The 24,454-nt window shown below is 72.4% G+C and carries 23 protein-coding genes; 17 read left to right on the top strand and 6 right to left on the bottom strand.

The annotated features are described in order from the left end of the window. Nucleotides 1-217 precede the first annotated feature (217 nt). The 4 genes from ACFXPX_RS04525 to ACFXPX_RS04510 all read left to right on the top strand — a co-directional run bounded on the left by ACFXPX_RS04525 (nucleotide 218) and on the right by ACFXPX_RS04510 (nucleotide 5,308). On the top strand, nucleotides 218-1,423 hold the full coding sequence (locus tag ACFXPX_RS04525; RefSeq protein ID WP_380593437.1) for a hypothetical protein: 1,206 nt from the start codon (nucleotides 218-220) through the stop codon (nucleotides 1,421-1,423). Between the two features lie 65 nt (nucleotides 1,424-1,488). Beyond that, the gene (gene casA / locus ACFXPX_RS04520) at nucleotides 1,489-3,210 is read left to right on the top strand and encodes a type I-E CRISPR-associated protein Cse1/CasA (RefSeq protein WP_380593436.1); all 1,722 of its coding nucleotides are present in this window, start codon (nucleotides 1,489-1,491) and stop codon (nucleotides 3,208-3,210) included. 251 nt (nucleotides 3,211-3,461) lie between these two features. Continuing rightward, nucleotides 3,462-4,151, top strand: coding sequence for a hypothetical protein (locus ACFXPX_RS04515; RefSeq protein ID WP_380593435.1), 690 nt, complete (start codon nucleotides 3,462-3,464; stop codon nucleotides 4,149-4,151). An 80-nt stretch (nucleotides 4,152-4,231) separates the two neighbouring features. Then, nucleotides 4,232-5,308: a hypothetical protein gene (locus tag ACFXPX_RS04510; RefSeq protein ID WP_380593434.1), complete on the top strand. Its 1,077-nt coding sequence runs from the start codon at nucleotides 4,232-4,234 to the stop codon at nucleotides 5,306-5,308. A 913-nt stretch (nucleotides 5,309-6,221) separates the two neighbouring features. Here the strand turns inward: ACFXPX_RS04510 and ACFXPX_RS04505 are convergent. The 3 genes from ACFXPX_RS04505 to ACFXPX_RS04495 all read right to left on the bottom strand — a co-directional run bounded on the left by ACFXPX_RS04505 (nucleotide 6,222) and on the right by ACFXPX_RS04495 (nucleotide 8,747). Then, the gene (locus tag ACFXPX_RS04505) at nucleotides 6,222-7,739 is read right to left on the bottom strand and encodes a hypothetical protein (RefSeq protein ID WP_380593433.1); all 1,518 of its coding nucleotides are present in this window, start codon (nucleotides 7,737-7,739) and stop codon (nucleotides 6,222-6,224) included. 78 nt (nucleotides 7,740-7,817) lie between these two features. Beyond that, entirely contained in the window at nucleotides 7,818-8,459 is a 642-nt protein-coding gene (locus tag ACFXPX_RS04500) for a helix-turn-helix domain-containing protein (protein WP_380593432.1), read from the bottom strand. 165 nt (nucleotides 8,460-8,624) lie between these two features. Continuing rightward, nucleotides 8,625-8,747, bottom strand: a complete 123-nt coding sequence (locus ACFXPX_RS04495; protein ID WP_380593431.1) for a hypothetical protein — start codon at nucleotides 8,745-8,747, stop codon at nucleotides 8,625-8,627. Between the two features lie 439 nt (nucleotides 8,748-9,186). Between ACFXPX_RS04495 and ACFXPX_RS04490 the strand changes: the two genes are divergently transcribed. The 7 genes from ACFXPX_RS04490 to ACFXPX_RS04460 all read left to right on the top strand — a co-directional run bounded on the left by ACFXPX_RS04490 (nucleotide 9,187) and on the right by ACFXPX_RS04460 (nucleotide 14,543). Then, complete coding sequence (locus ACFXPX_RS04490) at nucleotides 9,187-10,839, top strand: hypothetical protein (RefSeq protein WP_380593430.1); 1,653 nt, start codon at nucleotides 9,187-9,189, stop codon at nucleotides 10,837-10,839. 64 nt (nucleotides 10,840-10,903) lie between these two features. After that, a complete protein-coding gene (locus ACFXPX_RS04485) occupies nucleotides 10,904-11,161 on the top strand; it encodes a hypothetical protein (protein WP_380639574.1) in 258 nt (85 codons plus the stop codon). A gap of 149 nt (nucleotides 11,162-11,310) precedes the next feature. Then, nucleotides 11,311-12,273: a hypothetical protein gene (locus tag ACFXPX_RS04480; RefSeq protein ID WP_380593429.1), complete on the top strand. Its 963-nt coding sequence runs from the start codon at nucleotides 11,311-11,313 to the stop codon at nucleotides 12,271-12,273. A 192-nt stretch (nucleotides 12,274-12,465) separates the two neighbouring features. Continuing rightward, nucleotides 12,466-13,074, top strand: a complete 609-nt coding sequence (locus ACFXPX_RS04475) for a hypothetical protein (protein ID WP_380593428.1) — start codon at nucleotides 12,466-12,468, stop codon at nucleotides 13,072-13,074. A gap of 46 nt (nucleotides 13,075-13,120) precedes the next feature. Continuing rightward, nucleotides 13,121-13,504, top strand: coding sequence for a hypothetical protein (locus tag ACFXPX_RS04470; RefSeq protein ID WP_380593427.1), 384 nt, complete (start codon nucleotides 13,121-13,123; stop codon nucleotides 13,502-13,504). Beyond that, nucleotides 13,504-13,896 carry a hypothetical protein gene (locus ACFXPX_RS04465; protein ID WP_380522357.1) on the top strand — a complete coding sequence of 131 codons (393 nt, stop codon included), beginning with the start codon at nucleotides 13,504-13,506 and terminating at the stop codon, nucleotides 13,894-13,896. Before ACFXPX_RS04470 ends, ACFXPX_RS04465 begins: the two co-directional genes overlap by 1 nt. 41 nt (nucleotides 13,897-13,937) lie before the next feature. Then, nucleotides 13,938-14,543, top strand: coding sequence for a hypothetical protein (locus ACFXPX_RS04460; RefSeq protein ID WP_380593426.1), 606 nt, complete (start codon nucleotides 13,938-13,940; stop codon nucleotides 14,541-14,543). A gap of 20 nt (nucleotides 14,544-14,563) precedes the next feature. On the opposite strand, the gene ACFXPX_RS04455 is transcribed toward ACFXPX_RS04460, so the two are convergent. The 3 genes from ACFXPX_RS04455 to ACFXPX_RS04445 all read right to left on the bottom strand — a co-directional run bounded on the left by ACFXPX_RS04455 (nucleotide 14,564) and on the right by ACFXPX_RS04445 (nucleotide 17,253). After that, a complete protein-coding gene (locus tag ACFXPX_RS04455; protein ID WP_380593425.1) occupies nucleotides 14,564-15,193 on the bottom strand; it encodes a hypothetical protein in 630 nt (209 codons plus the stop codon). Nucleotides 15,194-15,521: 328 nt separating this feature from the next. Further along, nucleotides 15,522-15,824, bottom strand: a complete 303-nt coding sequence (locus ACFXPX_RS04450; protein ID WP_380593424.1) for a hypothetical protein — start codon at nucleotides 15,822-15,824, stop codon at nucleotides 15,522-15,524. 133 nt (nucleotides 15,825-15,957) lie between these two features. Continuing rightward, a complete protein-coding gene (locus ACFXPX_RS04445) occupies nucleotides 15,958-17,253 on the bottom strand; it encodes a helix-turn-helix domain-containing protein (RefSeq protein WP_380593423.1) in 1,296 nt (431 codons plus the stop codon). Between the two features lie 477 nt (nucleotides 17,254-17,730). Between ACFXPX_RS04445 and ACFXPX_RS04440 the strand changes: the two genes are divergently transcribed. The 6 genes from ACFXPX_RS04440 to ACFXPX_RS04415 all read left to right on the top strand — a co-directional run bounded on the left by ACFXPX_RS04440 (nucleotide 17,731) and on the right by ACFXPX_RS04415 (nucleotide 24,326). Continuing rightward, nucleotides 17,731-18,258 carry a DNA-binding protein gene (locus ACFXPX_RS04440; protein ID WP_380593422.1) on the top strand — a complete coding sequence of 176 codons (528 nt, stop codon included), beginning with the start codon at nucleotides 17,731-17,733 and terminating at the stop codon, nucleotides 18,256-18,258. A 5-nt stretch (nucleotides 18,259-18,263) separates the two neighbouring features. Next, nucleotides 18,264-20,483, top strand: a complete 2,220-nt coding sequence (locus tag ACFXPX_RS04435; RefSeq protein WP_380593421.1) for a hypothetical protein — start codon at nucleotides 18,264-18,266, stop codon at nucleotides 20,481-20,483. Next, nucleotides 20,480-21,184: a helix-turn-helix domain containing protein gene (locus tag ACFXPX_RS04430; RefSeq protein WP_380593420.1), complete on the top strand. Its 705-nt coding sequence runs from the start codon at nucleotides 20,480-20,482 to the stop codon at nucleotides 21,182-21,184. The genes ACFXPX_RS04435 and ACFXPX_RS04430 overlap by 4 nt, the downstream gene beginning before the upstream one ends. Before the next feature lie 67 nt (nucleotides 21,185-21,251). Continuing rightward, nucleotides 21,252-21,437 carry a hypothetical protein gene (locus ACFXPX_RS04425; protein WP_380593419.1) on the top strand — a complete coding sequence of 62 codons (186 nt, stop codon included), beginning with the start codon at nucleotides 21,252-21,254 and terminating at the stop codon, nucleotides 21,435-21,437. A 60-nt stretch (nucleotides 21,438-21,497) separates the two neighbouring features. Continuing rightward, nucleotides 21,498-23,894, top strand: coding sequence for a Helicase associated domain protein (locus tag ACFXPX_RS04420; RefSeq protein WP_380593418.1), 2,397 nt, complete (start codon nucleotides 21,498-21,500; stop codon nucleotides 23,892-23,894). A gap of 78 nt (nucleotides 23,895-23,972) precedes the next feature. Continuing rightward, nucleotides 23,973-24,326 carry a hypothetical protein gene (locus ACFXPX_RS04415; RefSeq protein WP_380593417.1) on the top strand — a complete coding sequence of 118 codons (354 nt, stop codon included), beginning with the start codon at nucleotides 23,973-23,975 and terminating at the stop codon, nucleotides 24,324-24,326. Nucleotides 24,327-24,454: the final 128 nt, after the last annotated feature.

Here is a 24,454-nt window from a genome sequence, read left to right as displayed (position 1 = left end):
CCCGCCCCGCCTGTTCGCCTGCAACGCTGCCGTCCGACTTCCCATAGCGGCGCCCCGGAGGGCCCGCGAGGCGGGTCCGGCGGTATGGCTCCACTCCGGGCTCACGCCCGTTCGAGTGAATGACGGATGATCCGTCATTGGGTGGTTGTCTCGCTCTTCGCCGGGTGCTAGCGTCATGAATGACGGAAGGTCCGTCATTCGAATTCGGGAGTCTCTGATGGCGACGCGCGCACTGACCACGGCCGAGGCCTCGGGCCTCGGCTTCGACACGTCCGACCCGGCCGCCGGGGCGCTGCGGCACATCGACATCGGGACCATGGCCAACGGCTACCCCTCGGACCTGGTGGTCGCCAGGGTGGAGGGCGGCTGGATCTGGCACTTCGGCGAGGAGGCAATCCTCTGCGACAGCGAGGCCGAGGCCGACGCCCTGTTCGACAGGGACCTCACCCAACTCGTCCGGGACTGCGCCGACCCCTTCGAGAAGGGCGGGAGCGACTTCCTGTGGGACACCGCCGACGTCCTCATCGCCACGGTCGGGTACGAGGAGTACGGCGATGGCGCGTACTGCGTCTCACGGATCGACGGCACGGTGTCGTGGACCACCCACACGTCGCGGGAGAAGGCCGTCGAAGAGGCCCTGGAGCTGGCCGCCGGCCTGCTGGACGAGGCGCTGCCTGCCGACCCGCGGGCGCCGCTCGCCCGCTACGTGGTCCGGGCCCGGGTTTACCTGGCCCTCAGCTCAGGGGACGGACTGGCCGGCCCGGACGGCTTCTGCGAGCAGTTCGACGCTGCGGAAGACGACACCTGGTTCCCCAACGACCACCAGGGCGTGGCCATGGCCCGGGTCGGCACCTGGTGGGTCGTCGCGACCAACGACAGCGTCAACGGCGACTACCTCGCCTTCTCGCTGCACGAGGACGAGGACGAGGCCCGGACGGAGCTGACCCGCGGCATCGGCGCCTATTACAAGGGGGCCGAGGACATCGCCTACGACTGGACGGCCTTCGACGGGACGGCCTTCGTCCGCGCGGCACCGGTCGCAGAGCAGAGCCACACGTACGCCGTCGTGGCTGTCCTCGGCGACCGGGAGTCGGTGCTGCTGACCGTCGACGGCCGGAGCGAAGCCGCCACGAGGGCGGCCGAGACCCTCGCCCAGTACGCCGCTCGGACGCCCGTGCCCACCGAAGCGGACGACACCCAGACGGCGATCCAGTACCAGGCCATGCAGCGTCGGGTACTCCAGGACACGGTCGCAGCGCTCGCCGACTGCGAGGCCCTCCTCGGGGACGCGATCCGGCGGGCCGACTTGGAAGGGCTCTACGGCCGCGGCCGGGACCTCACCTGGATCCAGGTCGCCCACCGCCTCGGCGTCGTCCGGGACACCGTGCAGGAGATCCGCAACGGGAACGCCTGGAAGAACTGACCACCCGCCACCATCTGCCCCTCGGGCGGGCCGCGAGGCCCGCCCGTTCCTCCCAGAGGAGAGCCGTGACACCGTCGTTCAACCTCTCCGAGAGCGGATGGCTGCCCGTCCGCGACCTCGACACCGGTACCCACCGCGAAGTGGGACTACGCGAGGCCTTGGTGCGGGCCCACCGCCTGCATCTCGCGTTGGTCCCCGGCCAGGAACTCGCGGTGCTGCTAAGGGTGCTGCTGGCCGCCTACGACGCCGCCGCCGGGCCGGCCGACACCGCCCAGTGGCAGCACGCCCGGCGGGCCGAGACCCTCGACACCACCCGCATCGACGCCTACCTCGACCAGTGGCACCACCGCCTCGACCTGTTCGACCCGAAGCACCCCGCCTTCCAGAACCCCCACCTGACGGAGTACCCGCGCGGCCCCGAGGTCCTGCACCCCTCCTACCTGATGAGCGAGACCGGACGGAACTTCTTCGGCCGGGACACGACCGGCCCCGGCACGCCGCCGCTGCCGGCTCCCCTTGCCGCCCGCCGCCTGCTGGTCCTGCTCGGCTACGACGTGTCCAGCATCAAGGCGGCGGCCGGAGGCGGACGGACGTACGGCGCCCAGGTCCCCCCGGCCGCGGACAGCGTCCACGTCAGCGTCGACGGCAACCTGAACCTCAAAGACCTGCTGCTGCTCAACCTGCCCCCGCAGCCGCGCACTCCGGGGGACCGGCCGGTCTGGGAACAGGCCACACAACCGCCGGCCACCGGCGAGGCCCGGGCAGCGCTCGGCCGCATGGACCTGTGGACCTGGCCCGCGCGCAGCATGCGCCTGCACGCCGACGACAACGGCGACGTCACCGCCGTCGCCTGGCACGACGGCACCCGGCTGGAGGGCAAGGCCGCCGAACGCTGGACCACACAGCGGGCCCTGGACCCGCTCACCGCCTGGCGCACGACGAAAAGCCTCGGCATCACAGCCCCAGCGCTGGCCACCGACCAGCACGGCACGATCCCGCCCTGGACCGGGGTCCTGCTCATGTCCTCCCACCACGGCCCCGCCGTCCTGCAACACCTGCGCGCCGCCTGCGAACGCGGCGACATCCCAGGCGACACACCGCTGCGCCTGGCCGTCTCCGACCTGACGCACGGCAACGAGCACCGCACGACGGTGGCCTGTGTTCCGGCGGCCTCCGTGGCGATCGGCCGTGCCCGGCTCTGGCAGGGTGAGGACGCGAGGCGGCGGGACCTGCTCGCGTGGGCGGCCGGCATGCCCGAGATGACCGTGCGCGCCATGCGCCACGGCGTGCACGCCGCGGGCCTGCCGGACCACCTCGCGAAGGAGAACCTCAACGTCAACCCGGACGATGCAGCGTGGCGGCGGCTGGTCGACGCAGTCGACAGCGAACCCGACCCCGGCCTCTACGAGTCCTGGCGCAGCCACCTGCTGACGCACGACCTCCGCCGGTGCATGGACGCCCTGCCCCCGACATCCCGCAACACCGGGATCAAGGCCGGGATCATCGCTGAGCAGGAGCTTCGACGGCTGGCCGGCAAGGCCTGTGTGCTCAAGTACGCGGCCGAGTTCGCCGCCGCCACCGGCGCACGGCCGGCCCCGGCGAGACCAGCCGCCGCCCGCGGCCGGGCCTACACCGCCTGGGGCGAGAGCAAGACCCTGCCCGAGTGGGCCGACGACGGCAGGTGCCTCGTCGCCCTGGCCACCTTGCGCCAGCGCATGCGCAACGAGGAAATGGACCTGGAGGCCGCCCTCACCACCCCCAGCCAGAAGGCCAGGACCGCCCAGTAGCCGTGGTCCACGGCCCGCTGACCGGCTGCCTGTCAGCGGCTGACCGTACGCTGGGCCCGGTGACGGCCACCGACACCGGCCCAGCACCCACGCGGCGCACACGCCGCCGCCCCTTCCCTGCCTTGCAGGGCCGCGCAGCTCCCACCGCAGCGCGTGATCCCCGGAGCACCGGGGACGCCGGACCATCCTCCGGCCCGCCCCGCCCCGGCACGCCCGTGCCCGGGACCGGTCACGCACCCAGGGAGCACACCGTGGCGTACGACGACGACCATGACCGGCGCAACGCCGAGGCCGCTGCCGAGGCTGACAAGAACGGCTGGCCCGCCCTGACCGGCAGCTACAAACAGGCCGACTGGGCAACCACCATCCGCAGCGGCGTCCTGGCGACGCTTCGGGAACTGGTCGGCCCCTTCCAGGCCGCCCACTTCCCCGGCCGCCCCCGCGTCGCCGAGGAACTGACGGACATCCTGCTCGGACGGACGGGCGCGCCCTGGTGGATCGAGCTGAGGGAGATGGGGCCGGTCTCCCTGGCCGCCGGCGTCGACCTGCCCCGCGTGCTGAGGGCGCTGGATGCGATGCCCGCCCTGGACACCGGCCTCCCCCACACCTCCGCCCAGGTCTACGTGCCCGTCCAGTACACCGAAGGCGCCCCCTGGCCCCGGGTCGACACCGTCCGGGGCGCGGTCTGCTCCTGCGGCTGGTCCTGCGGCACCGTCGCCGGCGCCTTCGAGTCCTTCACGCTGTTGCCCAGGCACATCCAGGCACTGCCCCGAGAGGACCTCGTCACCGTCGCCCAAGCGCACCCCGAGACGCCCCACGGCTGCCCCGACTCGGTCGGCACGGGTGGCCATGTGGTGCCCTACGCCGGGTGCTCGACCCAGAACATCATCCGCACCTACGTCGAGTCCCTCCGCAGGAAGAAGGAACGCGCCGGCCACTGACGCCGGCCTCAAGCCCGAGGGTGGGGCCGGACACATCCGGCCCCACCCTCACGGCAACCCCCCGACACCGAGGAGTCCAGGTGCCCGCTCCGCTCTCCCCGCTCCCGGCCGGGACCCACTGTTCGGCCGTCACCGTCGCCACCCCCACCGGCCCCGCGGCCAAATGGGCGTTGTGGACCGACCGCCTGACCGTGTTCTGCCACGGATGCGGCTACGAGATCCCCCTCGTGGTGACGGAGCCGCCCGTCCGTCTGACCCCCGGCACGCTCACCGCCGTCGAGGTCCCGGAGCTCCGGCACCACTGCGGAGCCACGAACGTCCCCTACTGGCAGGTCGTCGCCGCCGCCGACCGGGTCCCGGCGGCGGCCGCCGAACTCACGGCCAGGCGCCGACGACGCCTGGCCGAACTCCGCGCCGAGCTGCGCCGCCGTACCGCGATCGTCCTGCGGGACGTCACCACCGGACGGCGGCCCCGGGATCCGCAGGGGTACCGGCTCGACATCGCGCAGACCCTCGCCACCGTCGGCACCGACGACCAGGGGTGGTACGCCTGGACGCTCGATCCGGAACAACCAGGTCTCGACACCATGATCACGGTCCGCCCCCGCGACCTGCCCGAGCTCCTCCCGGGCTACCTCCCGCCGCGTCCCGAGGGAGGACCGACCATCGGCCGCCTGCCCCCCGGCACTCCGGAGCCCGCCTACGACGGTCCGACGTGGGAGATCAGCGCCCTCGAACCCGGCGACGAGGACGAGCCGCCGGTCGAGCGCTGGCAGCCGGGGGACATCCTGCGGGTGCGGGTCCGAGACCAGGCGCCGGAGCCCGCGCCCCCGACCGCCGCCCCTCTCGCCCCGGACCTGCCCGCCGACTTCCAGATCGACCTGACGGCCATCCTCCGCCCACCCCCCACAGAGCCGGCCGTTCCGACGGACGCGCCCGGGTACCGCAGGCTCTCCCCCTCAGTCGTCAGCATCATTGCGACCGTGGCCTCCGTCGACCTACCAGCCTGGGAGGAGGCCAGCGATGACAGAGGCCTGGACGACGAGTGGACAGGCTGGTACTTAAGCGCCCACGTCAGGCCCGCAACGCAGCACGAGGCCGCCGCCTACCAAGCCGCAGCGGCAGGTGCCACGCGGTCGAGAGGGAGCACGAGGTGAGGGTGCCGGCCGTGCCGTACGTCCTCGGCGCCTTGGGCGCCCCGGACGGGACCTGGATCGTGCCGCGGCCCTCCTCGACGACGTCGCGCCTGGCCCGCACCTGCGCGACGACGTCCTCGACCACCGCGGCCACCAGCTCGGGCGCGAGCTGCCCGCCGGCCTCGGCCGCGACCCGCCCACCGTTTCGCATCGCGCCGAACATTCATGATCTGTCGCTGCCTCGCGGAGGCCCGTGGTAAGGGCCCCGGCCGTGACGCTGCGAGCGCCTCGACCGGTAGCGCACCGTAGTCAAGAGCTCGGCATGGCCAGGTATCGATTCCGGTCTCAGCCACGGGGGGCTGTCGCGATCGACTCGACGCGGGGGAGTAGTGGGTGCTCGTGCAGGTTACAGGGCATGACAGAACGGACGACGCCGAAACGCGACAGGGGGTCACCACCGCTGTGGCGACCCCCTGTCCTTCACCGCCGACCCGTCAGAGCGGCTGGGCTCCTGCGGCCCGAACGGACTCAGTCGAACCCGACGTGCTCCCCGGCGTCTTGGCCCCGCGGTCGGGGCGCCGCCGCCCACTGGTCCCACCGCCACGGCACGTGGCGCGTGTGCCGCCGGTGGTAGCCGCACCCGCGGTGGCGGCAGCGGGACGGCGCGATGCGCTGGGACGCGAAGCGGTGCGGGGGGAGGAGCCATTGCCCCTCGGCCTGGGCGTGGTCGGCGCGGTGCTGCCCGCACCCCGGCCACCCGCAGATCCAGTAGCCGTCGGAGCCGTCCGGTTGGACCGGTCCCTCGCGGAACCAATGGTCGATGATCAACGGCGGTTGCGAACCCATCGTCGGAGCCTCTCGATCGGAAGGTGCCGGGGCCGGTGAGGCCGAGCGGCCCCGGGCGGGCAGCCCGGCCTCACCGGTGAACAGGTGGTCAGGCGGAGCCGTCGGCGCCGTACCGGGCCGTCAGGTCGTCCACCAGGCGGCGCAGGTCGGCGGTCATCGGGTGCAGCAACGCGATGTGCCGGCGCCAGTTGATCAGCGACCAGTCGTCGCCATCCATGCCGTTGTGGGTGGTGGTCAGCACCCAGTCACGGCCCTCGGCGATCCACACCTGATCGGGGTAGAGACCCCGGCCGAAGGCCGTGCACTCCGCGGCCGGACGGGTGCGCAGCTCGACGAGCTCGACGCCGGCGAGTTCCTGGTCGAGGTCCTCGGCCGGCAGGTAGCGGGCGCCCTCGCGCGGGTAGCGCCACGACAGCAGCCGGCCGACGCGCGCACGGAGCCCGCGGTCGACGGCGGCCTCGGCCTCCTGGGCGAGCAGCGGCGCGGCCTCCTCCGCGGTGGCCGGGCGCACCCGGCCGCAGAAGAACCAGCCCGATTCGCCGATCAGCTCGTCCGTGGGTGAGTCGCCGTCCTCGTCACGGATGTACTGCGGCCGGTCCTCCGAGACGACGACGCCGAGAAGCGACGGCATGCCGTGGACGCGGACCAGGCCGGGCGCGTCCGCGGGTACCGGCTGCTCCCACTCGGCGACCTTGAACCGGGCGATCTGACCGATCGTCCAGTGCGGGCCGGGGACGGGCTTGAACCGGCCGGGCACGCCTGCGGTGATGCGCCACGTCGGCCCGTCGTACTGGCCCGCCGCCGGCGGCGGGCAGTCGCCGTCGTGCTCGACCGACCAGAACCCGCCGACGGCCGCCGGCGGGATGAGCCAGCCTTCGAACTCGGCGACGTCCCGGCCGCAGCGTACGCACCGGTCCGCCCGCTCGTTGCGCCGGCGCGGCGGCGGGGGAGGGGCGGCCCGCTCACCCTCCGGCGGGCAGTCCCCGTCGTGCCGGACGTTCCACATCCCCTCGTGCGGGCTGCTGAGGATGCCGGTGCCCGGCTCGACCCAGCCCCCGCACTTCGAGCACGCCTGTCCGCGCTCGTTGCGCAGCGGCGGGCACTCGCCCGGCCGGTGCTGCACCGAGCGGTGCCCGGGCGTGCCGACGAGCAGGCCGGCGCCCGCCGCGACCGACTTGCCGCACAGCGCGCAGCGGTCGGCGCGCCCGTTCGGCTTCGGGGCCTGGGGCGCGGCGGCGCGCACGAGCTGCGGGGCGTGGACGCTCGGCGGGTACCGGTCCAGTGCGGTCCGCAGGGTGTTGCGGACGCCGTCGCCGAACTCCGCGCTGAACGACTTGAGGGTGCTGTCGCGCATGACGGTCAGCGCGCCCCTGGTGTTGACCCGCCAGAGCCGGACCCGCCGGGCGGTCTCCGAGGTGCGGTCGACGCCGACGATCAGCGCCCCGGCCGGCAGGCGGTACACCGCCCCGGCCTCCAGCCACGGGCCGACGCACACGTACCCGCCGCGCCTGCTCTCGTCGAGCGCGCGGAGCAGCTTGCGCCACGGCTTGACCGCCCCCTCCTCCGTCGGGGGGACCTCGATCTCGTGCAGAGGGATGGTGGACATGGAACCCCCGGTGAGGTCGGCCGCCGCCGATGGCGGCGCGAGGTGGTGGCCGCCCGTCAGGAGACGGGCGGCGGGTGGTCACTGAGAGGTGGGAGCGGGACGGGTCTCGGGTGCGTGGGCCTTGCGGCAGGCCGTGCCCCGGCAGGTGAGGTGCCGGTATCCGGCGTGGGTGCCGCACCGGGAGTCGGCCGCGGAGACGCACAGCGCCTCGCCCGCCGTGTCGAGGCACCGGCCGAACTCGGCGTTGGTACGGGCGAGCGCGTACACCTGATGGTGCGTCATGCCCACCTGCGGTGCTGCGACCTTCACGGGGGTGCCGGTTCGCACCAGGGCGAGGAGCTCCTCGCGCTTCTCCGGGGGGAACCGCTGCTCGCGGGCCCGCTGCCGGTACGCCCTCGTGCTCTTCGCGTGCCACGCCGTGCAGTCGGCGCAGGCGCAGCCGAGCCGCCACAGCGTGGACGGGTCGTACCGGTCGTGGTCGAGCGGCGGCAGGTCGTCGAGGTCCATGTCGAGGCAGGCGAGCAGCTGCTCGCCGGCCCAGGTGTAGCGGCCACCGCCCCGGCCGGGGATCGACGACCATACGGCGCCGGGCAGGTAGCCGGCGTGGTCGAGCGCGCGGATCGACTGCACCGAGACGCCCAGGAGCTCGGCGAGGTCCCGCACCGTGTACGGCGCGTCGGCGGTGATCCGGGCCCGGGCCTGCTCAAGGGGATGACTCACGGGATTTCCTTCCGAACGAACTCCACAGGTGCGGAGCAGCACGATAGTGCCCACCACTGACAACGGTCCGAGGTGGATGGAACACGGCAGGTGATCAGATCTCGCGCCGTCGTCCAGGACGAGCCGCAGCCGCGGGTGCGCGGAGACCGGGGTGCCGGCCTTTGGTCAGTCGTCGGCGCACAGCCCGTACACCGGCGGCTCCCAGGCCGGCCCGGTCGCCCACCGGTAGACGGCGCGCCAGTCATCGGCGGCCCGGGCCTGGGCGTAGCCGCTACCGGTGCGCGGCACGTAGGGCCGGTGCCGTGCCGCCTCGCACGAACCCTCGACCCAGGACTCGGACCCCGGCTCGACGTACCTCGGCAGGTTCAGGCGGGCCAGCTCACGCAGCCTGGCCGGCCCGGCCGGCGAGCGCGCGGCCCACCGTCGTCCACAGCCTCTTGAGGCGCACCTGAGCATGAAGTCGCGAGGATGGCCCCGGAGACGGCCACCACCCCCAGCCGGACGAGATGATCCGTCCCGCCTGGCTGGGAGGCCTTCCCGGCGGCATGGGAGGATGCGGTGGCCGGCCCGGTGGATGTGCCTCGACAGCTCTCCCCGGGCCGGTTTTCAAGGGCTGTTATTTGCAAATGAAAGTTGCAAATAACAGTGCGCAGTGAGATCCTGGTCACGTCGAGGCACAGGCGGTGCCAACCGGGCGCTGCCGCATACCAGTTGGAGAGCAACCCTCATGATCAGCACTGCCGGTCACCCCCAGCAGGAACCCCGGACGGAGTTCACCGTCCCGCCGGTACCCGACGGCCACCAGCCGGACGGATCCTGGCGGCGCACCCTCACCGCGCTGCACGAGCAGCACGGCGGCCTGCGCGGCCTGATCGGCGAAGACCTGCGCCCCGGCGACCAGGTCTCCCTCCCGGTCGGCCGCTTGATCGTCACGGTGGACAAGACGCCCGAGGCCGGACCCAAGCCCGTGACACTGACCGTCTGGCGCGCCGGCGAGCCGGACGCCGTGCTCCACAAGGCCTTCGGCAGCCAGAGCGGCGCCTTCGGAGCCGCGACCCGCCGTACGCTCGCCAACCTGCTCGCCGAAGGTCCGACCGCCGAAGGGCCGTGCCTGCTGGTGCGCCGGGCTCGGGCCACGTTCACCGTCCCGACCGTCCCGTCCGGTCTGCACCCGGCCAGTTGCTGGCGCAAGACCATCACCGCACTCGATCTGGCAGAGCCCGGCGGCAAGGCGGTCCAAGGCCAGTGGCTCCAGCACGGTGACACCGTCACCCTGCCCGTCGGCGCGCTGGTCGTCGTGGTCGACAAGGCCACCACCGGGTGGGCGGAGGCATGGAGCAACGGCGAGAGTTACGTCAAGAAAGACGCCACGGTCACAGTCCACCGCGTCGGACAGGACGAACCGGTCTGGACCCGGCACTTCAAGCAAGCCCGTTCCGCCTTCGGCGACATCACCCGCCGCAAGCTCCAGGCCCTGCTGGACGCCGAGGAAATCCCGCAGGACGGGCCCGAGGTGGTGCACGCGGTCCGGCGCCCGAACCACATCGCGGGGCCGTGCCGCTGGTGCGGGGCCCACCTGCCGGTCAGCTTCGGCCACCTCGTCGGCCACGGAGACGACATGGAGATCGAGCACCACGAGAAGTGCCCCGCGAAGCCCGCCGCCAGCGGCGAGGTGTGCGAGCTGTGCGGGGTGGCCGTCGTCGTCGGCCAGGCCGAGCAGGTCCTGCGGCGCGACGGGTCCGGCCACTGGACGGTCCTCCACCACACCGACCGCTACAGCTACCCGCGGAAGCGGCTGTGCGAGATCGCCCCCGTTCCGTCCCCCGAGGAGCAGCAGGCCGCTGCCGCTTCCCGCCGCGCCGCTGAGAAGGCCGCGAGGGAGAAGGAGCAGGCCGCCGAGCTGCGCCGTGCCGACAACCGCAGGAAGAACCTGGAGAAGAAGCTGGCCGCGGAGAGGGCCGAACAGGACCGCGTGGCCGGCCTCAAAACGGTGTCCCGGACCACGAAGCCGGTGTTCGACAAGGGCCTCGGCCAAGGGCGCCGGGCGACGTTGGAGGAGCACACCGACCTGCTGGAGGACGGCACCAGCACCACCCGCTGGTCGGTGCACGTCTCCTACTCCGGCAGCGGCTTCAACGGCGAGGACTACGACCCCGACGAGGGCACGGAACAGTCGTACAGCACCAAGCGGGAGGCCCAAACGCACTACCGGACGCTGCAATGGGAGCCCGAGCCCCGACGGGAGCGTCCCTCCGGCCCGCCCTGCGACAACTGCGAGCAGCCCGGTGCCCGCCACCCCCGCCACGACTCCTCCGGCATCGCCGGACGCGTGTGCGACCACTGCAACCAGGACGACGACTTCCAGCTCTCGTTCGCCTGAGAACCCCCGGGCCGGGCCGCCCACCACAGCGGCCGGCCCGGCCTACCGCCCCTGGGAGGGGACGATGACCGACCCGAGCACCGCCAAGGCCGACCGAGGGCCGGACTGGCCGCTCACCCGAAGCGAGCTCGCCCGCCTCCACCACGTCGAGCCCTCCACCGTGATCCGTGCACTGTCCAAGGCAGCCAAAGCCCCCCGGACAGACCCCTTCCTCCCCCCACCACCCCAGCCGGTCAACCCCGGCGCCGCGCAACCCCGCTACCACCCGGCCGAATTCGCCGCCTGGTGGCCCCACCGGCCCCGGCCGGGCCGCCGACACTGATCCACCACTACCACCGGCGCCAGCGCGATGACTGTGTGTCACACCTTGCCCGTACGCTTCGCTCCAGACCTACCGCCATACGAGGCACGCTCCAGGCGCCGCACCGACCGCCCGCATCCGAGCAGCGCCTCTGCCGAGAGGAATACCCGTTGAGCACCTCCCCGCAGCCGCCCTTCCCGAACACGCTGGCCGTCGGCCAGCCCTACAGTCCCCACATCACCCGCTGGCGTGACGGAACCGCCGAGCTGCGCCTCACGGCACAGGGCGCTCAGTTCGTCTTGGCCGTCAGCAAGCCGGCCAAGCACGAGATCAAGGCGTTCGCGAAGGGCAACGCCGAGTTCGCCGTCGTCAACGGCGACCACGTGACGCTTCTCCTGTACAAGTTCACGGACCCCTTCGACAGCAACCCCAAGCACGGGCTCCCCTGGTCGGACGCCCCCTGGGAGTACCACCGGCAGGCCCAGCTCGCGCCCGCCGACCTGCCGACGAGCGGTGTCCCGCTCTACCTCGCCCTCGTCGACGCGGACACCGGCATCACCCAGGCGCTGCGCCTGATCGGCCTCCCGGCCGAGTTCTCCGCCGCTTTGCGCGAGGGCATCGTGCGCCAGAAGGCACACCCCATGGACAACAACGCCGCGACGGCCGAGATCAACCGGTTCTACCAACAGGCCCCCAGTGACCTTGTCCTGATCGCCGACTCCCGCTTCGAGGCCCTCCGCGACGGCACGGCCGACACCACCCAGCTCACCCTCGGGCCGGCATCCGATGAAGACGCCGAAGGCCAGGTGAAGTCCCCGGCCGACGGCAAGGCCGACGCGGCACTCCGGCTGGCCGCCCCGTACGGCACCCCCCGCCCCTACCCGGGTGTCCTCCCTGCCGATCTGATCCCCTGGCACACCTGGATCGCGGACTGCGGTCACTCCGTCGTCGTCGCCATGGCCGAGGAACTCGCCAAGCATCCGGACAAGCCGGACTACTTCCTCATTCCGGCATCTCCGCAGACGGTCATGCGGCTCGGCTACACCTGGGTGGACGGGTACCCCGCCGTCAGCGGGCTGAACTATGACCCCGAGCTCGGCCTCATCACTCCGGACGACGAGTACGAGTTCTGATCGACAGGGATCGACGGTCGGAGCGGCGGCCGATCAGTGCCGCCGCCCGAACCGGCCCCGGCGCGGACGTGTCGTGGACCCCGAGACCTGTGAGCGACCGCCGCTGAGCCGACGCCGGTGCCCCTGCCGACCGCCGGCAGGGCCTTCCGCCCGGAGTCGGCCTGACGAGAACCCGTAGAAGGGCAGCCCCTGGTGAACCATGACAACCCCCGTGCCACCTTCCTGGTGGGTGGCGTCCCGGTCGCCCGCGACGTCCCCGCGGAGTTCATGCCCCACGTGATGGCCGAGCAAGCCAGGGACATGATGCGCCTGCACGACCTGGCCCGCAGCGCCACGGAGCTGAGCACCTTCGCCGCACGCGACGCCCGGGACCTCGTCCAGGGCCAGCCCTTCGCCAGCAAGATCGACTTCTATCGGGCCGAGGCCGCCCGCATCGGGCGCAGCCCCGACGACGGCGAGACCGCCTACGACGTGTGGACGGACGCCAGCCCGCTGGCTCGCCGGGACGCGCTACTCGGGGCCGCGTGGGCCGCCCGAACCCTGCCGGAGCTGCCGCCGACCCCCGGCGCCTGGCCCGACCCCCGCGCCACCGCCGAGGCCCTGCACGAGTTCGCCCGCCAGCACCCCGGCGACAACCCGGGGACCTTCCTACCGATGCCCGGCGGACCGCTCCCGCACCCCGCAGCGCTCATCGCCACCACCTACCTCGATGACACCGAGAGCGACCCCGTCGAGCAGTGCTCCGCCCTGCTCATCCTCGCCTACGGCGCCGTGCGCGCCCGCGCCGCCAAGAAGAGCTAACCAGCCCGGGGTGCCGCCGCCGGGCCAGCAGCGAAGGAGCAACGTCGTGATCCCGCTGGACCCCGAGACCGAGGACCACCCGTCCACCGACCACCTCGGGCGTCGCGTCTACGGCTCGGACTGGAACGACGACTCGGGCCCCGAGCCCGCCCGCGCCTACCGCAATCTGCGCGGCGGGCACCTCGACGGTCTGCTGCTGTACGTCGGGGGCTGGAGCGAGGATCGGATCTCCGGCGGCGCCTACCTCATCGTCCCGCGACCCAGAGGGCCGGCGGGCGGACTACGAGCCGCGCCCAGACGACCTGGAGCGCTGGGACTACCGCGGACCGATCGCGTGCTGATCCAGGTGGACCGCCACCTCGCCGGGCACGGCCCGGGGCCGGGCGTCAGCGATACGATGGCGGGCCAGACCAGCCGAGGGGGGAACTGATGGGCAGGCCGCCGATGGACGACGGACGCCACGGACCGGTGCGGGAGCTTGACCCCATTGCCTCGGCACGTGCCGGTGAGGCCGTCCACCGCATGGTCTGCCAGTGCGGAGAGCCGACCGGCGATTTCGCCGGGCACGCGATCCACGCCCGTGAGGTCCTCCAGGTCCCGGGCCCGGCCTGGCTGCCGGTCGGCGCCCGGCTCGCGCTGCTCCTCGCCGGCGGGGTGGCCCTGGCCATCGGCCTCATGCTGATCGCCGACAACCTCCTCACCGGCACCGCCCGGTTGGTGCTGCTGGGCCTCGCCGGGCCGACCGCCTTCGGCGCCACCATGGGCCTGGCCGTGTTGCTGCGCCCCTACATCGTCCCGAACGGACGTCACCCGATGGGGTGACGGCGCGTCTGCGTCGGCCAGGGCTGCGGAATGATCGCGGCATGTACGCGAACCTGAACCCGACCGAGGGTCAACTGCGCGCCGCGCTGGCGGCATTGGGCATCGACATCCCGGGCACTCTGGAGCACGAGGACGACGCGGTGCGCGCTGGCCTGCTCGCGGCGCACCTGCGCCGTGCGGCCGATCACGCCAGCTACAACCTGGTCGCCTCCGCCGACTCCCGCACCGTGCTGGAGATCTCCGAGGGCAGCAAACCGCTGGCCTGGCCGGTGCCCGAGGACCACCAAGCCCGGGTTCTCGCCCACCTCGGCCGGGCGGACGGCCACTTGGCCGTCCTCGCCGAGGACTTCGCGCCGCCCGGTGCGGTGGCGCTGAGGACCGGCGGCAAGGTCGAGGAGGGCTTCGCCGCGGCGGCGGCCAAGCTGCTGGAGGCCGCCGGCGAGACGCTTCGGTTCCGGTCAAGGCCGGACGAGGACGACCAGGCGGCGGAGGAGCAGCACGCCCAGCAGGTGATCGACAACCTGCACGAGGGCGAGGAACTGCTGAACAGGGCGCTGAACCGCCGCGAAGCGGCGCGGTTCGGTGTGGAGGACATGCTCCTCACCGACGAGTCAGTTGAGACCCGGGCCACCGGCCTCGATGGCTGACGGCCCGGGGTGAGTGCGGCTTAGATGCCGAGCTTCTCCGTGATCTGTTCCTCCATGTGCATCGGCCACATCTGCTGGTCGAGGGCGTGGTCCTTGTGGTCCTCGCACACGAAGCCGGGCACGGCGCGCTGGTCCCGGCGGAGGTAGTGGGCGTCGTACACGCCGCACAGCGTGCAGGGGATGCCGCGGTCCGCCCGGTGGGGCAGGTTGACGGGGACTTCGGCGCCGACAAGGTGCGGCAGGTCTGCCGCGGTGCGGCGCTTTGGGGTGAGGAGCTGCTGCACCGGGTGGCGGTTGTTGCGGTGGACGGTGACCACGGGCAGGGCGACGAGAACCGGCTTGTCCTGGCCGCGGTGGCGCATCCACATGCTCACCGGGCCGGGGTCTCCGGCGTCGGTTCGGGCCCGGGCGGTACGGACGAGCTCGGTGTGTTCGTCCGCGAGCATCATCACGAACAGATGTTCGCCAACCCGGCGGTAGTGCGGACGCAAGGCGGTCGTCTCCCAGCCCCAGATCTGACACAGCTCCACCGCGCTGAGCCGGCCTGCGGCCCACCTGCGGACGTCGCGCTCGGCCGCGGCGATCTGGCTGATGCTGGTCATGATGCCGGCGGCGGCGAGGGATTCCCGCAGCTCGCGAAAATCCCTCATGTCTTCCCTGCTGATCGGTGACGACATGGCGGTGCCCTTCGGGGACGGTGTGGCGCGCAGCCGGGCGGAACGCTCCGGCGCGGACCGGCGGAGGCCGGCGAACCCTCGAGGGCTGATGGACTTCACGGCAGGGGATGTACCGCACCTGCCGGTGAACAGGGTAGCGGGCGAAGAGCGGGAAGGGAGCTCGCCAGTGCCTTGTGTGCCTACATCGCGATCATGGGGCTGCTCTGCGGAACCACGGGAAACCGCCGCTCCAGCCCCAGATGACGGGCCTGGCTGCTCGGGGTGGAGGCGGCGACCGCCTGGCCGCCGCCCCGCCGGTGCTCTACAGGGCGTTGAGCCGGTCGAGCGCCTGGCGCAGCTCGGGGAGGGTGGCGCCGTGGCCGTACTGGATGGAGCCGGCCAGGTCGCGGACGGCGGTGTGCAGTGCCTGCCCCTGGTCCGACTCGCCCCAGTGCGGCCAGCCGGTGACGGCCAGCCCCAGCTTCTCCTGGGCGTAGTAGATGTCGGTGCGGGGGGCGTCGTCGTCTGGGTTGGCGAGGTAGCGCTCCAGGGCGGCGTAGAGCTCGTTCCCGGCGTCCACGAGGTCCTGCGGGGGTGTCGTCATGTCGTCTGCATCGTTGATCATCGGGTGATCGTAGGAGGGGATCATGTGGGCTGACCAGCGGGTTTCGCCCCAGACTGGTATGAGCGCGGCTTGGCCAGTGCTCATGTCGGTGGTCTTCGGCATGCCGTTGGGGGAGGCGGCGCGCACGCGCGCGCTACTTCGTTGCGGCGCTGAGCAGTTCCGGGTCGAGCTGCTCATCGCGCACGTAGGGGTTGTCGCGGCCGCCGAGTCCGAAGGCGCTGTAGATCCGGGCGAGGGCCTGGTAGGCGTCGGCCTCAGGCGATCCGGAGGCCGACCAGTCGAGGTTGAAGGTGTCGACGGAGGCATCCCGGGGCGAGCCCTGGAAGGGGAAGCCCGGGTTGGCGCCGGGGGCCAGGCGAACCCCGCCGAACCCGGTGGCGACCACCCGGTGCTGCCACGGCCCGGGGACGGTCGGCCGGATGTGCTGGTCGACCAGGCGGTAGTACTCGTAGGTCATCTCGGAGAGGGTGAGGACGTTCAGGCGGCCGGCGGCCTGGTAGTTCTCGTTCATGGCCCAGCCCAGCATCTCCGGGGTGGCGAGCGCGGCCGCAGTGACCGTGCCGTCGGCGGCGACGGCGACGGCACGGCGGGGTTCGGACAGGAGCAGTCCGCCGGCGAACGGGACCGAGCGGCTGGGAGCGAAGGCGAAGTTGAAGCCGCCCTGGCGCAGGGGTTGCTGGCGCTCCAGGGCGCCGCGGATGCCGGTGTCGTCGTGCAGGGCCGGCAGGAAGGTGGCGGGAACCTCGGGGGAGCTCTGCCAGAACAGGACCGGAACGTCGTCCCAGCCCTGGTGCTCGGCCAGGGCCTGCCGGGCGCCGGCCGGGTCGACGGGCGGCGCCGGGGGAAGCGGCGCGGCGGGGTGTATCCGGCGGCGTACCCCGCCGTTGATCAGCGAGTAGACATCGTCGGGGGACAGGAAGTCGGTCTGGTCACCGTTGCGGATCGGGACGCACCAGGTGTCGACGTTCCTCCCGTCCGGCTGGGGCGTACGGCGGACGAGGGCGTAGCGCTGGTCCTCGGGGAGCTGCTCCACCTCGATCACCAGGTAGGAGCCGGTGGTGCCGTCGCCGTTGTCCGGGTGGGAGAAGAGGGCGAGGTGGACGGACAGGAGCGGGCGGGCCTCGGAGGCGAGCGCCTTGATGTAGGCCTCCGCCGTGATCCGGGCGGGGTCGAAGGGGGTGAGTGCGGCGGCGGTCTCGTACAGCTCGCCCGGCTGCCGGACGGCCTTGACGCCGCAGACGATCAGACCGCCGGCGCGGTTGGCGAAGGCGGCGACGTCCTTGGCCATCTCGACCTTGCTGTGGGCGTTCCGCAAGTCGTAGGGCTCGGCCTTGAAGTCGAGCCACTCGGACTCCGCGGTGCCGAGCAGGTCCTGGGGGCGGCCGGAGCCGAGCGCGGCGACCAGCTCGGTGCGGCTGTTGAGTGCCATGGCGCCGCATCCTAGTGTGACTGGCAGCCGTAGTTGGCGGGACAGTTGTGCAAACGCGCAGGTCGGGGGCGCCCCTGGAAGTCGTAGTTGGCGAGCACTGGCAGTGATAGTTGGCGGCGCTGCCCCCCGGGAGCACACCACCGCCAGCGAATCCCCAGGTCGCGAGGCCAAAGGCAGGTGATCCGCCAACTATCACTGCCAACCGCCAACTACGACTTCCCGTCACACCTAGCCGGGCCGGGGCGGCCCGCACCGATCCGCTTATAGTCCTTCTCGCTATCGAGAAAGACTATAGACAGCGGCAGCTCCATCCCCTAGGGTGTGCTTAGTGTTTTTTGCTAAGCAACGAGACTATGGAGGATGGTGTCGGTGTACCTGACGACCGGCCAGGCAGGATCGGCCCTGGGATGCTCTGGACCGACCGTCAGAAAGCTCCTGGCCACCGGCACGATCCCCGGTGCCCGCACCGAAGGCCGCATGATCGTGCCCAGCGGCGCGGTCGAAGTGCTCCAAGAACGCAAGCAGCCCGACCTGGCCATACTCGGGCGCCCCGAGATCACCGTGCTGCGCACCGGCGGTCCGGAGCGAGTCCAAGGTGACCCGGACCAGGCATGGAGCGGCTTCCATGTCGACCTCTCCGAGAAGGACCTGCTGACCGGCCTGTCCGGCTGGTGGCGCTGCGACCCCGACAGGGTGGCCGCCACGAGGGTCATGCCGGTCACCGTGGCCGGGTTCGTCGTCGCCGTCCTCACCGGACTGGACGAATGGACCCGAGGCGGCGGCGGCACCTCCCTGCGATACCGCTTCACCAGCGCCCGCCTCGCCGGATACCTCACCGACCTCACCGCCCCGGTCAACCGCATCACCACCGCGCCGGCCGGCACCGACGACCGCCGCCTGGCCGACCTGCTGCTCGGCACCCGGCTGGACTCCAAGTCCAGCGGCCCGATCGCCTACGTCCCCAGCCACCCCGCTACCGACCCGGCCTCCGCCGAAGGGGAGTGAAACCGATGGACCGCGCAACTTACAACGCCCAGCTCAAGGAGCTGCGCCCGCTGCGCGACAAGGCCGCCGCCGCCGCCAAGGAAGTCGTCGCCGCGCAGAAGGCACTCACCCAGAAGCAGTCCGCCTTCGACATCCTGAACGCGGAGCGCGAGACCAGGATCAAGGCGCTCGCCGCCTACGAGGGAGCTAGCGGGGAGGCCGTCGCCAAGGCAGGCGGGTTGAAGCTGGCGGACGTGGTCCGCATCGCCCCCAGCCTGGACCCGACCCCGCCCGAGGTTCGCGCCGCCCTCAGCGCCACCAGTTCGGCAGAGGCTGGCCCGGCGGCCCCGCCCGTCGAGCACAGCGCCATCGCCCCCGCCTCCGCCGAAGCGACCGTCGCCGCGCCCCGTACCGTCCTGGTGGGCCCTCCTGCCACTGCCCCGGCCCCGGCAGCCGTGGAGGAGTCGGAGCAGGCCGTGCCCATCGAGCCGTCCGGCGACACGGAGTTGCGTCAACGCGTGCTCCCGTCGATCCCGGACGGGCCCGGTGCGCAGGCCTACACGCGGATCGCCGAGGTGAAGCGCAGGCGCCCGACGTGGGAGCAGAACGCCTACCACACCGTCTGGCTGGACGCCCGCACCGGCGACCTGGCCACCGCCACCCGCCAGTTGCAGGTGGACCTGGGCGGCCGAACGCCCGGCGAGATCCTCGACGCGGTGATCGCCACGCTGCCGAACACCCGCCGGATCTACATCACCGGCGGCGACCCCTGGCACCAGAACTCCGAGCGCCACCCAACTCTGATCGGGGCCGTCGCGGACTGGCTCAACACCCCGAGCCCGCGCTGGGAGCCCCGGCTCGGCCGCGGTGCCGGCCAGGACCCTCTCGCCAGCCACCTCGTGCACGAGCGCAAGCCGGTGGGCCGCTACCGGCCTGCTGATGCCGAGCGCAACGCCGGAGCCGTCGAAATCCTGTCGGCCGCGCAGTGGTTCGAGCCGGGCGGGGCGGACGCCGCGCTGGTGCGCGATGCGTTCGTGCTCATGCGAGACGCCCTGCGCCGCCAATGGGACGACGCCGTGATGATGAGCTTCCCCTCCTCCATGGGCCTGGACCTGTGGAAGCGCACCATCCCGGTGAGCGGAGCCTTCGCCGGGGGCTACCCGGTGATGAGCGCGGAACTGCGCGAGCTCGTGCACGAGACCGCCGGCCAGGGTCGAACCGAGCTGATCCTGCCGCCGCGCGTCCCGGCAGAGCTTCCGGGTCTGGCCGAGTACGACCGCACCCTGGCCTACGGCCGCCACACCTGGCGCTCCGGCGTCGGCGCACCCAACCGGCTCACCGGCCGCATGTTCCAGACCCTTGACCGCAAGGAACAGACCCGGGCCCTGATGGCGCCCTCCCACTGGCAGATCCGCGCGACCGTGCCCGAGGACTGGCGGCACGTCGGCCTGCTGCCCTGCCCGGTCCCGGGCGACCGGGCCTGGGAGTACCCCGCCACTCCCGGCACCACGTTCACCACCTGGGCCAGCGGAGCGGAGATCAACGTCGCGCTCAACAACCCGCAGCAGACGCCGTGGCGGATCGAGATCCTCGACGGCCTGGTGTGGAAGGAGGCCAAGCCACTGGACGACTGGTCGAACAAGCTCAAGACGGCCTGGTCGGGCCTGGTCAACCTGTCCCGGGTGCACGGGAACGAACGCACCCGCCGCGCCGCCCACCTCGCCTCCCGAGGCATCCGCAGCATCCTGCTCTACGGCATCGGCAAGTTCGCCCAGCGCCCCGGGATGAACACCGGCACCACCCCGAGCGGGCAGCCCGTCCCGGACGGCGCCGAACTGATCGACGACGACGGCACCGTTCAGACCTGGCGCCGCCTCACCACCACGGACCGGGACGCCTTCGCCCACCCCGAGTGGGCCGCCGGAGTCTGGGGCGGCGCCCGGGCCGCCCTGCTCGACATGACCATCAAGGACGGCAGGAACATCCTCGCCCGGGTCGGCGCCCTGCACCTGCCCGCAGGCTCCGTCGTCGCACTGCGCACCGACGCCGTCTACACCACCCACCCTGTGGAGTGGCCCTACCGAGGACAGCCGGGTGAGTACCTGGCCAAGGGCTACCTGCGCGGCCCGGTCGCCGCGCCGCGCAGCGAGGACGACCTGCTGGCGCTGCGTGAGCTCGGGCGGGCCCGCTTCGACGCGGAAGCCTTCCATGCGGCGGCGCAGGCGGTGGCCGGAGGTGCACGGTGAGTCCCGCCGACCCGAGCAACCCGAACGAGGCGGCGCGCCTGACGCAGGAGATCCTCGACGAGGGCTTCACCAAGCGACAGGTCGCCAGGATGCTCGGGCGCGACGCCTCCCTGGTCTCCCAGTTCTTCACGAAGGGCAAGGGTGCGAGCATGGTCGGTGCTCTGCGCCAAGTGGTCCGGGCGGTGCGCGGCGGCGAGCGCGACCAGGAGTCGCTGGCAGGCATCGCTCAGCAGAACATCACCCGCCGCACCGGCAGGGGCGGCGAGAAGGCCCGGGTCCGGCGCCCCAACACCATCGGTATCCCGGGCAGGAGCATGGCGGGCCGAGCAGGCAAGCAGGCGATCAGCTCGGGTGCCGGGCACCTCGCGCAGGTCGTGCACGCCACCGGCCAGGCCGGGGGTCGGCTGGCGTTCACCGTCCGTATGAAAGCGAACCAGTTCCTGCTGTCTTCCGGCTCGAAGGAGGACTCGCCAGGGCTTCGGCGCGGGGTCCTGCCCCGCACCGACGGCACCGAGGAGCGCCAGTACGGCGACGCCGCCCACGGCGGGTTCGACGCCGCCGAGTGGAGCCGAAGGGTCGCCGAGCACCACGGGGACGTCACCGAGGCGATGCAGGAGTGGCTGGTCGCGACCGGACGCGCTGTACCCGACGCCGAGATCGAATACCTCGAAGTCCGTGGCTGGAAGCGCCCGGGCCGGTAGCCCGAGCGACCGTCACTGCCCGCCCCCGCTCCACTCGGGGGCGGGCCCTTACCGGGAGAGAGCGCCCGTGCCAGCCCAGTTCACCTTCAACGCCGAGACGCGCACCACCACCTGTCGCGCCTGCTCGGTCTCCGAGATCGACACCGCCACCGAGGAGGAGGCCAAGATCTGGCGCGCGACCCACCTCCGGCACTGCCGCCCGCCGGCCGCGACGAACCAGACCGCGAAGATCCTCCCGCTGCGCCCCCGGTAGACCCGCGCCCTCAGGCCCAGCGCTCCGACCCACTCACCACCGAACGAGAAGGACACCTCCGTGGACACCACCGGGCCCGAGACTGGCACCCTCTCGCCGGAGACCGCCGCCGATCTCGCCGAGGCAACGGCTCTTGTCGAGGCCGTCACCCGGCCGGGCAACCGCCGCCTGCCCACCCCGCGGGTCCGCCTCGCCGACCTGAGGGACTACCAGAAGGAGGCCGTGAAGGCAGCCGTCCGGCAGGTGAAGCACGGCGGTCGCGGGATCATGGAGATGGCCTGCGGTGCTGGCAAGACCCTGGTGTCCGCGACCTGCGCCAAGCGGCTCGCTCCCTACGGCCGGGCCCTCGTGCTCGTGCCGACGATCGAGCTGCTGGAACAGACGGCCACGTCGTGGAGCCACCTCGGCGGCCGGAAGGGCGTGGCGATCGCCGCGTGCTCCAAGGAGGAGGCGCTGGACAGCGCCGAAGCCGGCGCGCACGTCGAGGGGCACGTCACCACCGACACCGCCGAGCTGGCCGACCTGGTCACCCGCGTCCCGGCCGGGCACCCGGTCACCGTCTATGCCACCTACGCCTCCCTGGAGCGGCTGGTCCGCGCCCACGACGAGTACGGCCTGCCCCAGTGGGACCTGGTCATCGTCGACGAGGCCCACCGCACCGCCGGAGCCCTGGAGAAGTCCTGGGCCGCCGTCCACGAGGACACCAAGGTCCCGGCTCTGCGGCGCCTCTACTTCACCGCCACCCCGCGGATCGCGGCCGAGACACCGGGCGGCGACCTCTCGGACCTGGTGATGGGCACCGCCAAGCCCTCGCTGTACTCGATGGACGACGAGAACGTCTACGGCCCCACGATCTACCGGTGGTCCTTCGAGGCAGGCGTCGTCGGCGGCTGGATCGCGGACTACAAGATCCTCGTCCCCGTCGTGACCGACCAGGACCTGTGCGACCTTCTCTCCCTGCCCTCGATCGCCGACCTCCGCTCCCAGCGCACCAACGTCGACCTGCAACGGCTCGCCCTCCAGGTCGCCGTGCTGCGGGCGATCGCCGACCTGGGACTGCGCCGCATCATCTCCTTCCACGCGCGGATCACCTACGCCCGCGAGTTCGCCGCGACGATCACGGAGACCGCGGCCCTCCTCCCGGACTACGACCGGCCCGAGCGGATCTGGGCCAAGGCGGTGGCCGGCACCGACCCCCGCCGCGAGCGCCAGCAGGCCTTCGCCGAGTTCCGCCAGCACACCGGGGAGCGGGAAGGGCAGGAGGGCGAGGAGTGCGGCATCCTGTGCAACGCCCGCCTGCTCGCGGAGGGCATTGACATGCCCGCGGTCGACGCGGTGGTTTTCGCCGACCCGAAGACCTCCGTCGTCGACATCGTCCAGGCCCTCGGCCGGGCCGTCCGCCAGCAGCCCCAACAGGGCAAGGTCGCCTACATCATCATCCCGGTCTACATTCCCAGCCCCGACGCGGACGGCGAGGAAGCCGACGACCTGCCCACCGCCGACCCGGCCATCGTCGGCCAGGCCGGGCCCCAGGTACAGGAGGAGGCCGAGCAGGCGGTCAGCGCCTCCGCCTACGCCCCGGTGCTGCACGTCCTGCGCGCCCTGGCCAGCGTCGACTCCCGGGTCGTCGGCCGAGTCGCGGACCTGCGCACCCACCGCCGACAGGACCACCTGCTCAAGACGGACCCTCGCCTCACCGACGCCGACGACGCAGAGAGCGGTGACGGCACGCCGTCCGCCGAGACCGAGGAGGAGCCGCTCGCCTGGCTGCGCATCGACGCCAAGCGCCACCGGGGCGACATCCTGCGCAGCCTCAAGTTGCGCATGTTCTCGCCCAGGGCTCAGGAGTTCGAGCACATGCTCGGCGTCGCCACCGCGTTCCACGTCGAACACGGTCACCTCGACCCCCCGAACACCGAGGAGAACCGCGAGCTGCACACCTGGCTGCGCAACCAGCGCCACCTCCACGAGACCGGTGCCATGAACCCGGCCCGACGCTCCGAGCTCGACGCCATCGGCATGATCTGGAGCAAGACCGCCCACGCCTGGGAGCGCGGCTACGCCTACGCCAAGGCATGGCACCACTTCCACGGAGACCTGGCGATCCCCAGCAGGGCGACCCTGGACGACTACAACATCGGTCGCTGGATGCGCCGCCAGCGCCTCGACCCCGATCCGGCCGAGGCACAGCAGGCGACGCTGGACGCCCTCGACCCGCTGTGGCGCCTCGACCCCGAGTGGAGCCGCACCTACCGCAGGATGGTCGCCTACCTCAAGGCGGGCGGAACACTCACCGGAACCGCAACTCGCACCGGCGGGAAGGCGGACCCGACGCTGCGACCGGGCAAGTGGCTGGCGAAGCAGGCAGCCGCCCGGGAGGCCGGGACGCTGACCGACCAGCAGATCGCCCTGCTGGAAACCCTGAACGAGCACGTCCAGAGCAGCACCTCGGACTGACCGTCGGCCCCGGCCGTACGGCACCACTGTGCACCACCTCCGCCGGCCCCGCCCTGGGGCCGACGGCGTTACCGACACGTGCGCGAGCACCTGGTGGCCAGCGTGCCCGGGGAGGAGCGCGAGGCCCGGCACCAGGGGATGGTCGACTCCTGCCGCGAGGAGGGCCTGGCGGTCGTCGCCTCGCTCACCGCCGAGTTGGTGCTCGGCCCCGGGCGCCGGATCACGGTTCGCCTGACCGACGGCGACGCCTACCAGAGCGTGCCGATCGAGGAAGAGGGGCAGCCGGTGCGGACGTGGCGGCTGCCCGGCAGGGACCGGCTGGAGCTGCACCACGGCATGCACGAGATCGGCCGGATCGTCTGGCGGATGCTGCGCGCAGAAGCGTCGGCCGCCCGCCCGCCCCGCCGGCCGAGTCCCGGTGCGAAGGCGTGAGCGCCGGCTGGTAGCGCGGTGGCCCGGGGGTCGTCACCACGACCTCCGGGCCACCCCCCGCTTTCTCACGGCGGCCCGGCGGCGGGGCCGGTCGGCCCCCGCCGGGCCGGCCCCGGCCCGGGCCGGCG

Origin of the sequence: Kitasatospora sp. NPDC059146, from assembly GCF_042786665.1 — a bacterium.
GTDB lineage: Bacteria > Actinomycetota > Actinomycetes > Streptomycetales > Streptomycetaceae > Kitasatospora.
This window is presented reverse-complemented; position numbering and strand designations above follow the sequence as displayed.

Coding starts and splice junctions, on each gene's coding strand:
- ACFXPX_RS04455 (WP_380593425.1), bottom strand. CDS start 15,193: ATGAGGGATTTTCGCGAGCTGCGGGAATCCCTCGCCGCCGCCGGCATC.
- ACFXPX_RS04440 (WP_380593422.1), top strand. CDS start 17,731: ATGATCGTGCCCAGCGGCGCGGTCGAAGTGCTCCAAGAACGCAAGCAG.
- ACFXPX_RS04490 (WP_380593430.1), top strand. CDS start 9,187: ATGATCAGCACTGCCGGTCACCCCCAGCAGGAACCCCGGACGGAGTTC.
- ACFXPX_RS04525 (WP_380593437.1), top strand. CDS start 218: ATGGCGACGCGCGCACTGACCACGGCCGAGGCCTCGGGCCTCGGCTTC.
- ACFXPX_RS04505 (WP_380593433.1), bottom strand. CDS start 7,739: ATGTCCACCATCCCTCTGCACGAGATCGAGGTCCCCCCGACGGAGGAG.
- ACFXPX_RS04435 (WP_380593421.1), top strand. CDS start 18,264: ATGGACCGCGCAACTTACAACGCCCAGCTCAAGGAGCTGCGCCCGCTG.
- ACFXPX_RS04460 (WP_380593426.1), top strand. CDS start 13,938: ATGTACGCGAACCTGAACCCGACCGAGGGTCAACTGCGCGCCGCGCTG.
- ACFXPX_RS04445 (WP_380593423.1), bottom strand. CDS start 17,253: ATGGCACTCAACAGCCGCACCGAGCTGGTCGCCGCGCTCGGCTCCGGC.
- ACFXPX_RS04450 (WP_380593424.1), bottom strand. CDS start 15,824: ATGATCAACGATGCAGACGACATGACGACACCCCCGCAGGACCTCGTG.
- ACFXPX_RS04465 (WP_380522357.1), top strand. CDS start 13,504: ATGGGCAGGCCGCCGATGGACGACGGACGCCACGGACCGGTGCGGGAG.
- ACFXPX_RS04485 (WP_380639574.1), top strand. CDS start 10,904: ATGACCGACCCGAGCACCGCCAAGGCCGACCGAGGGCCGGACTGGCCG.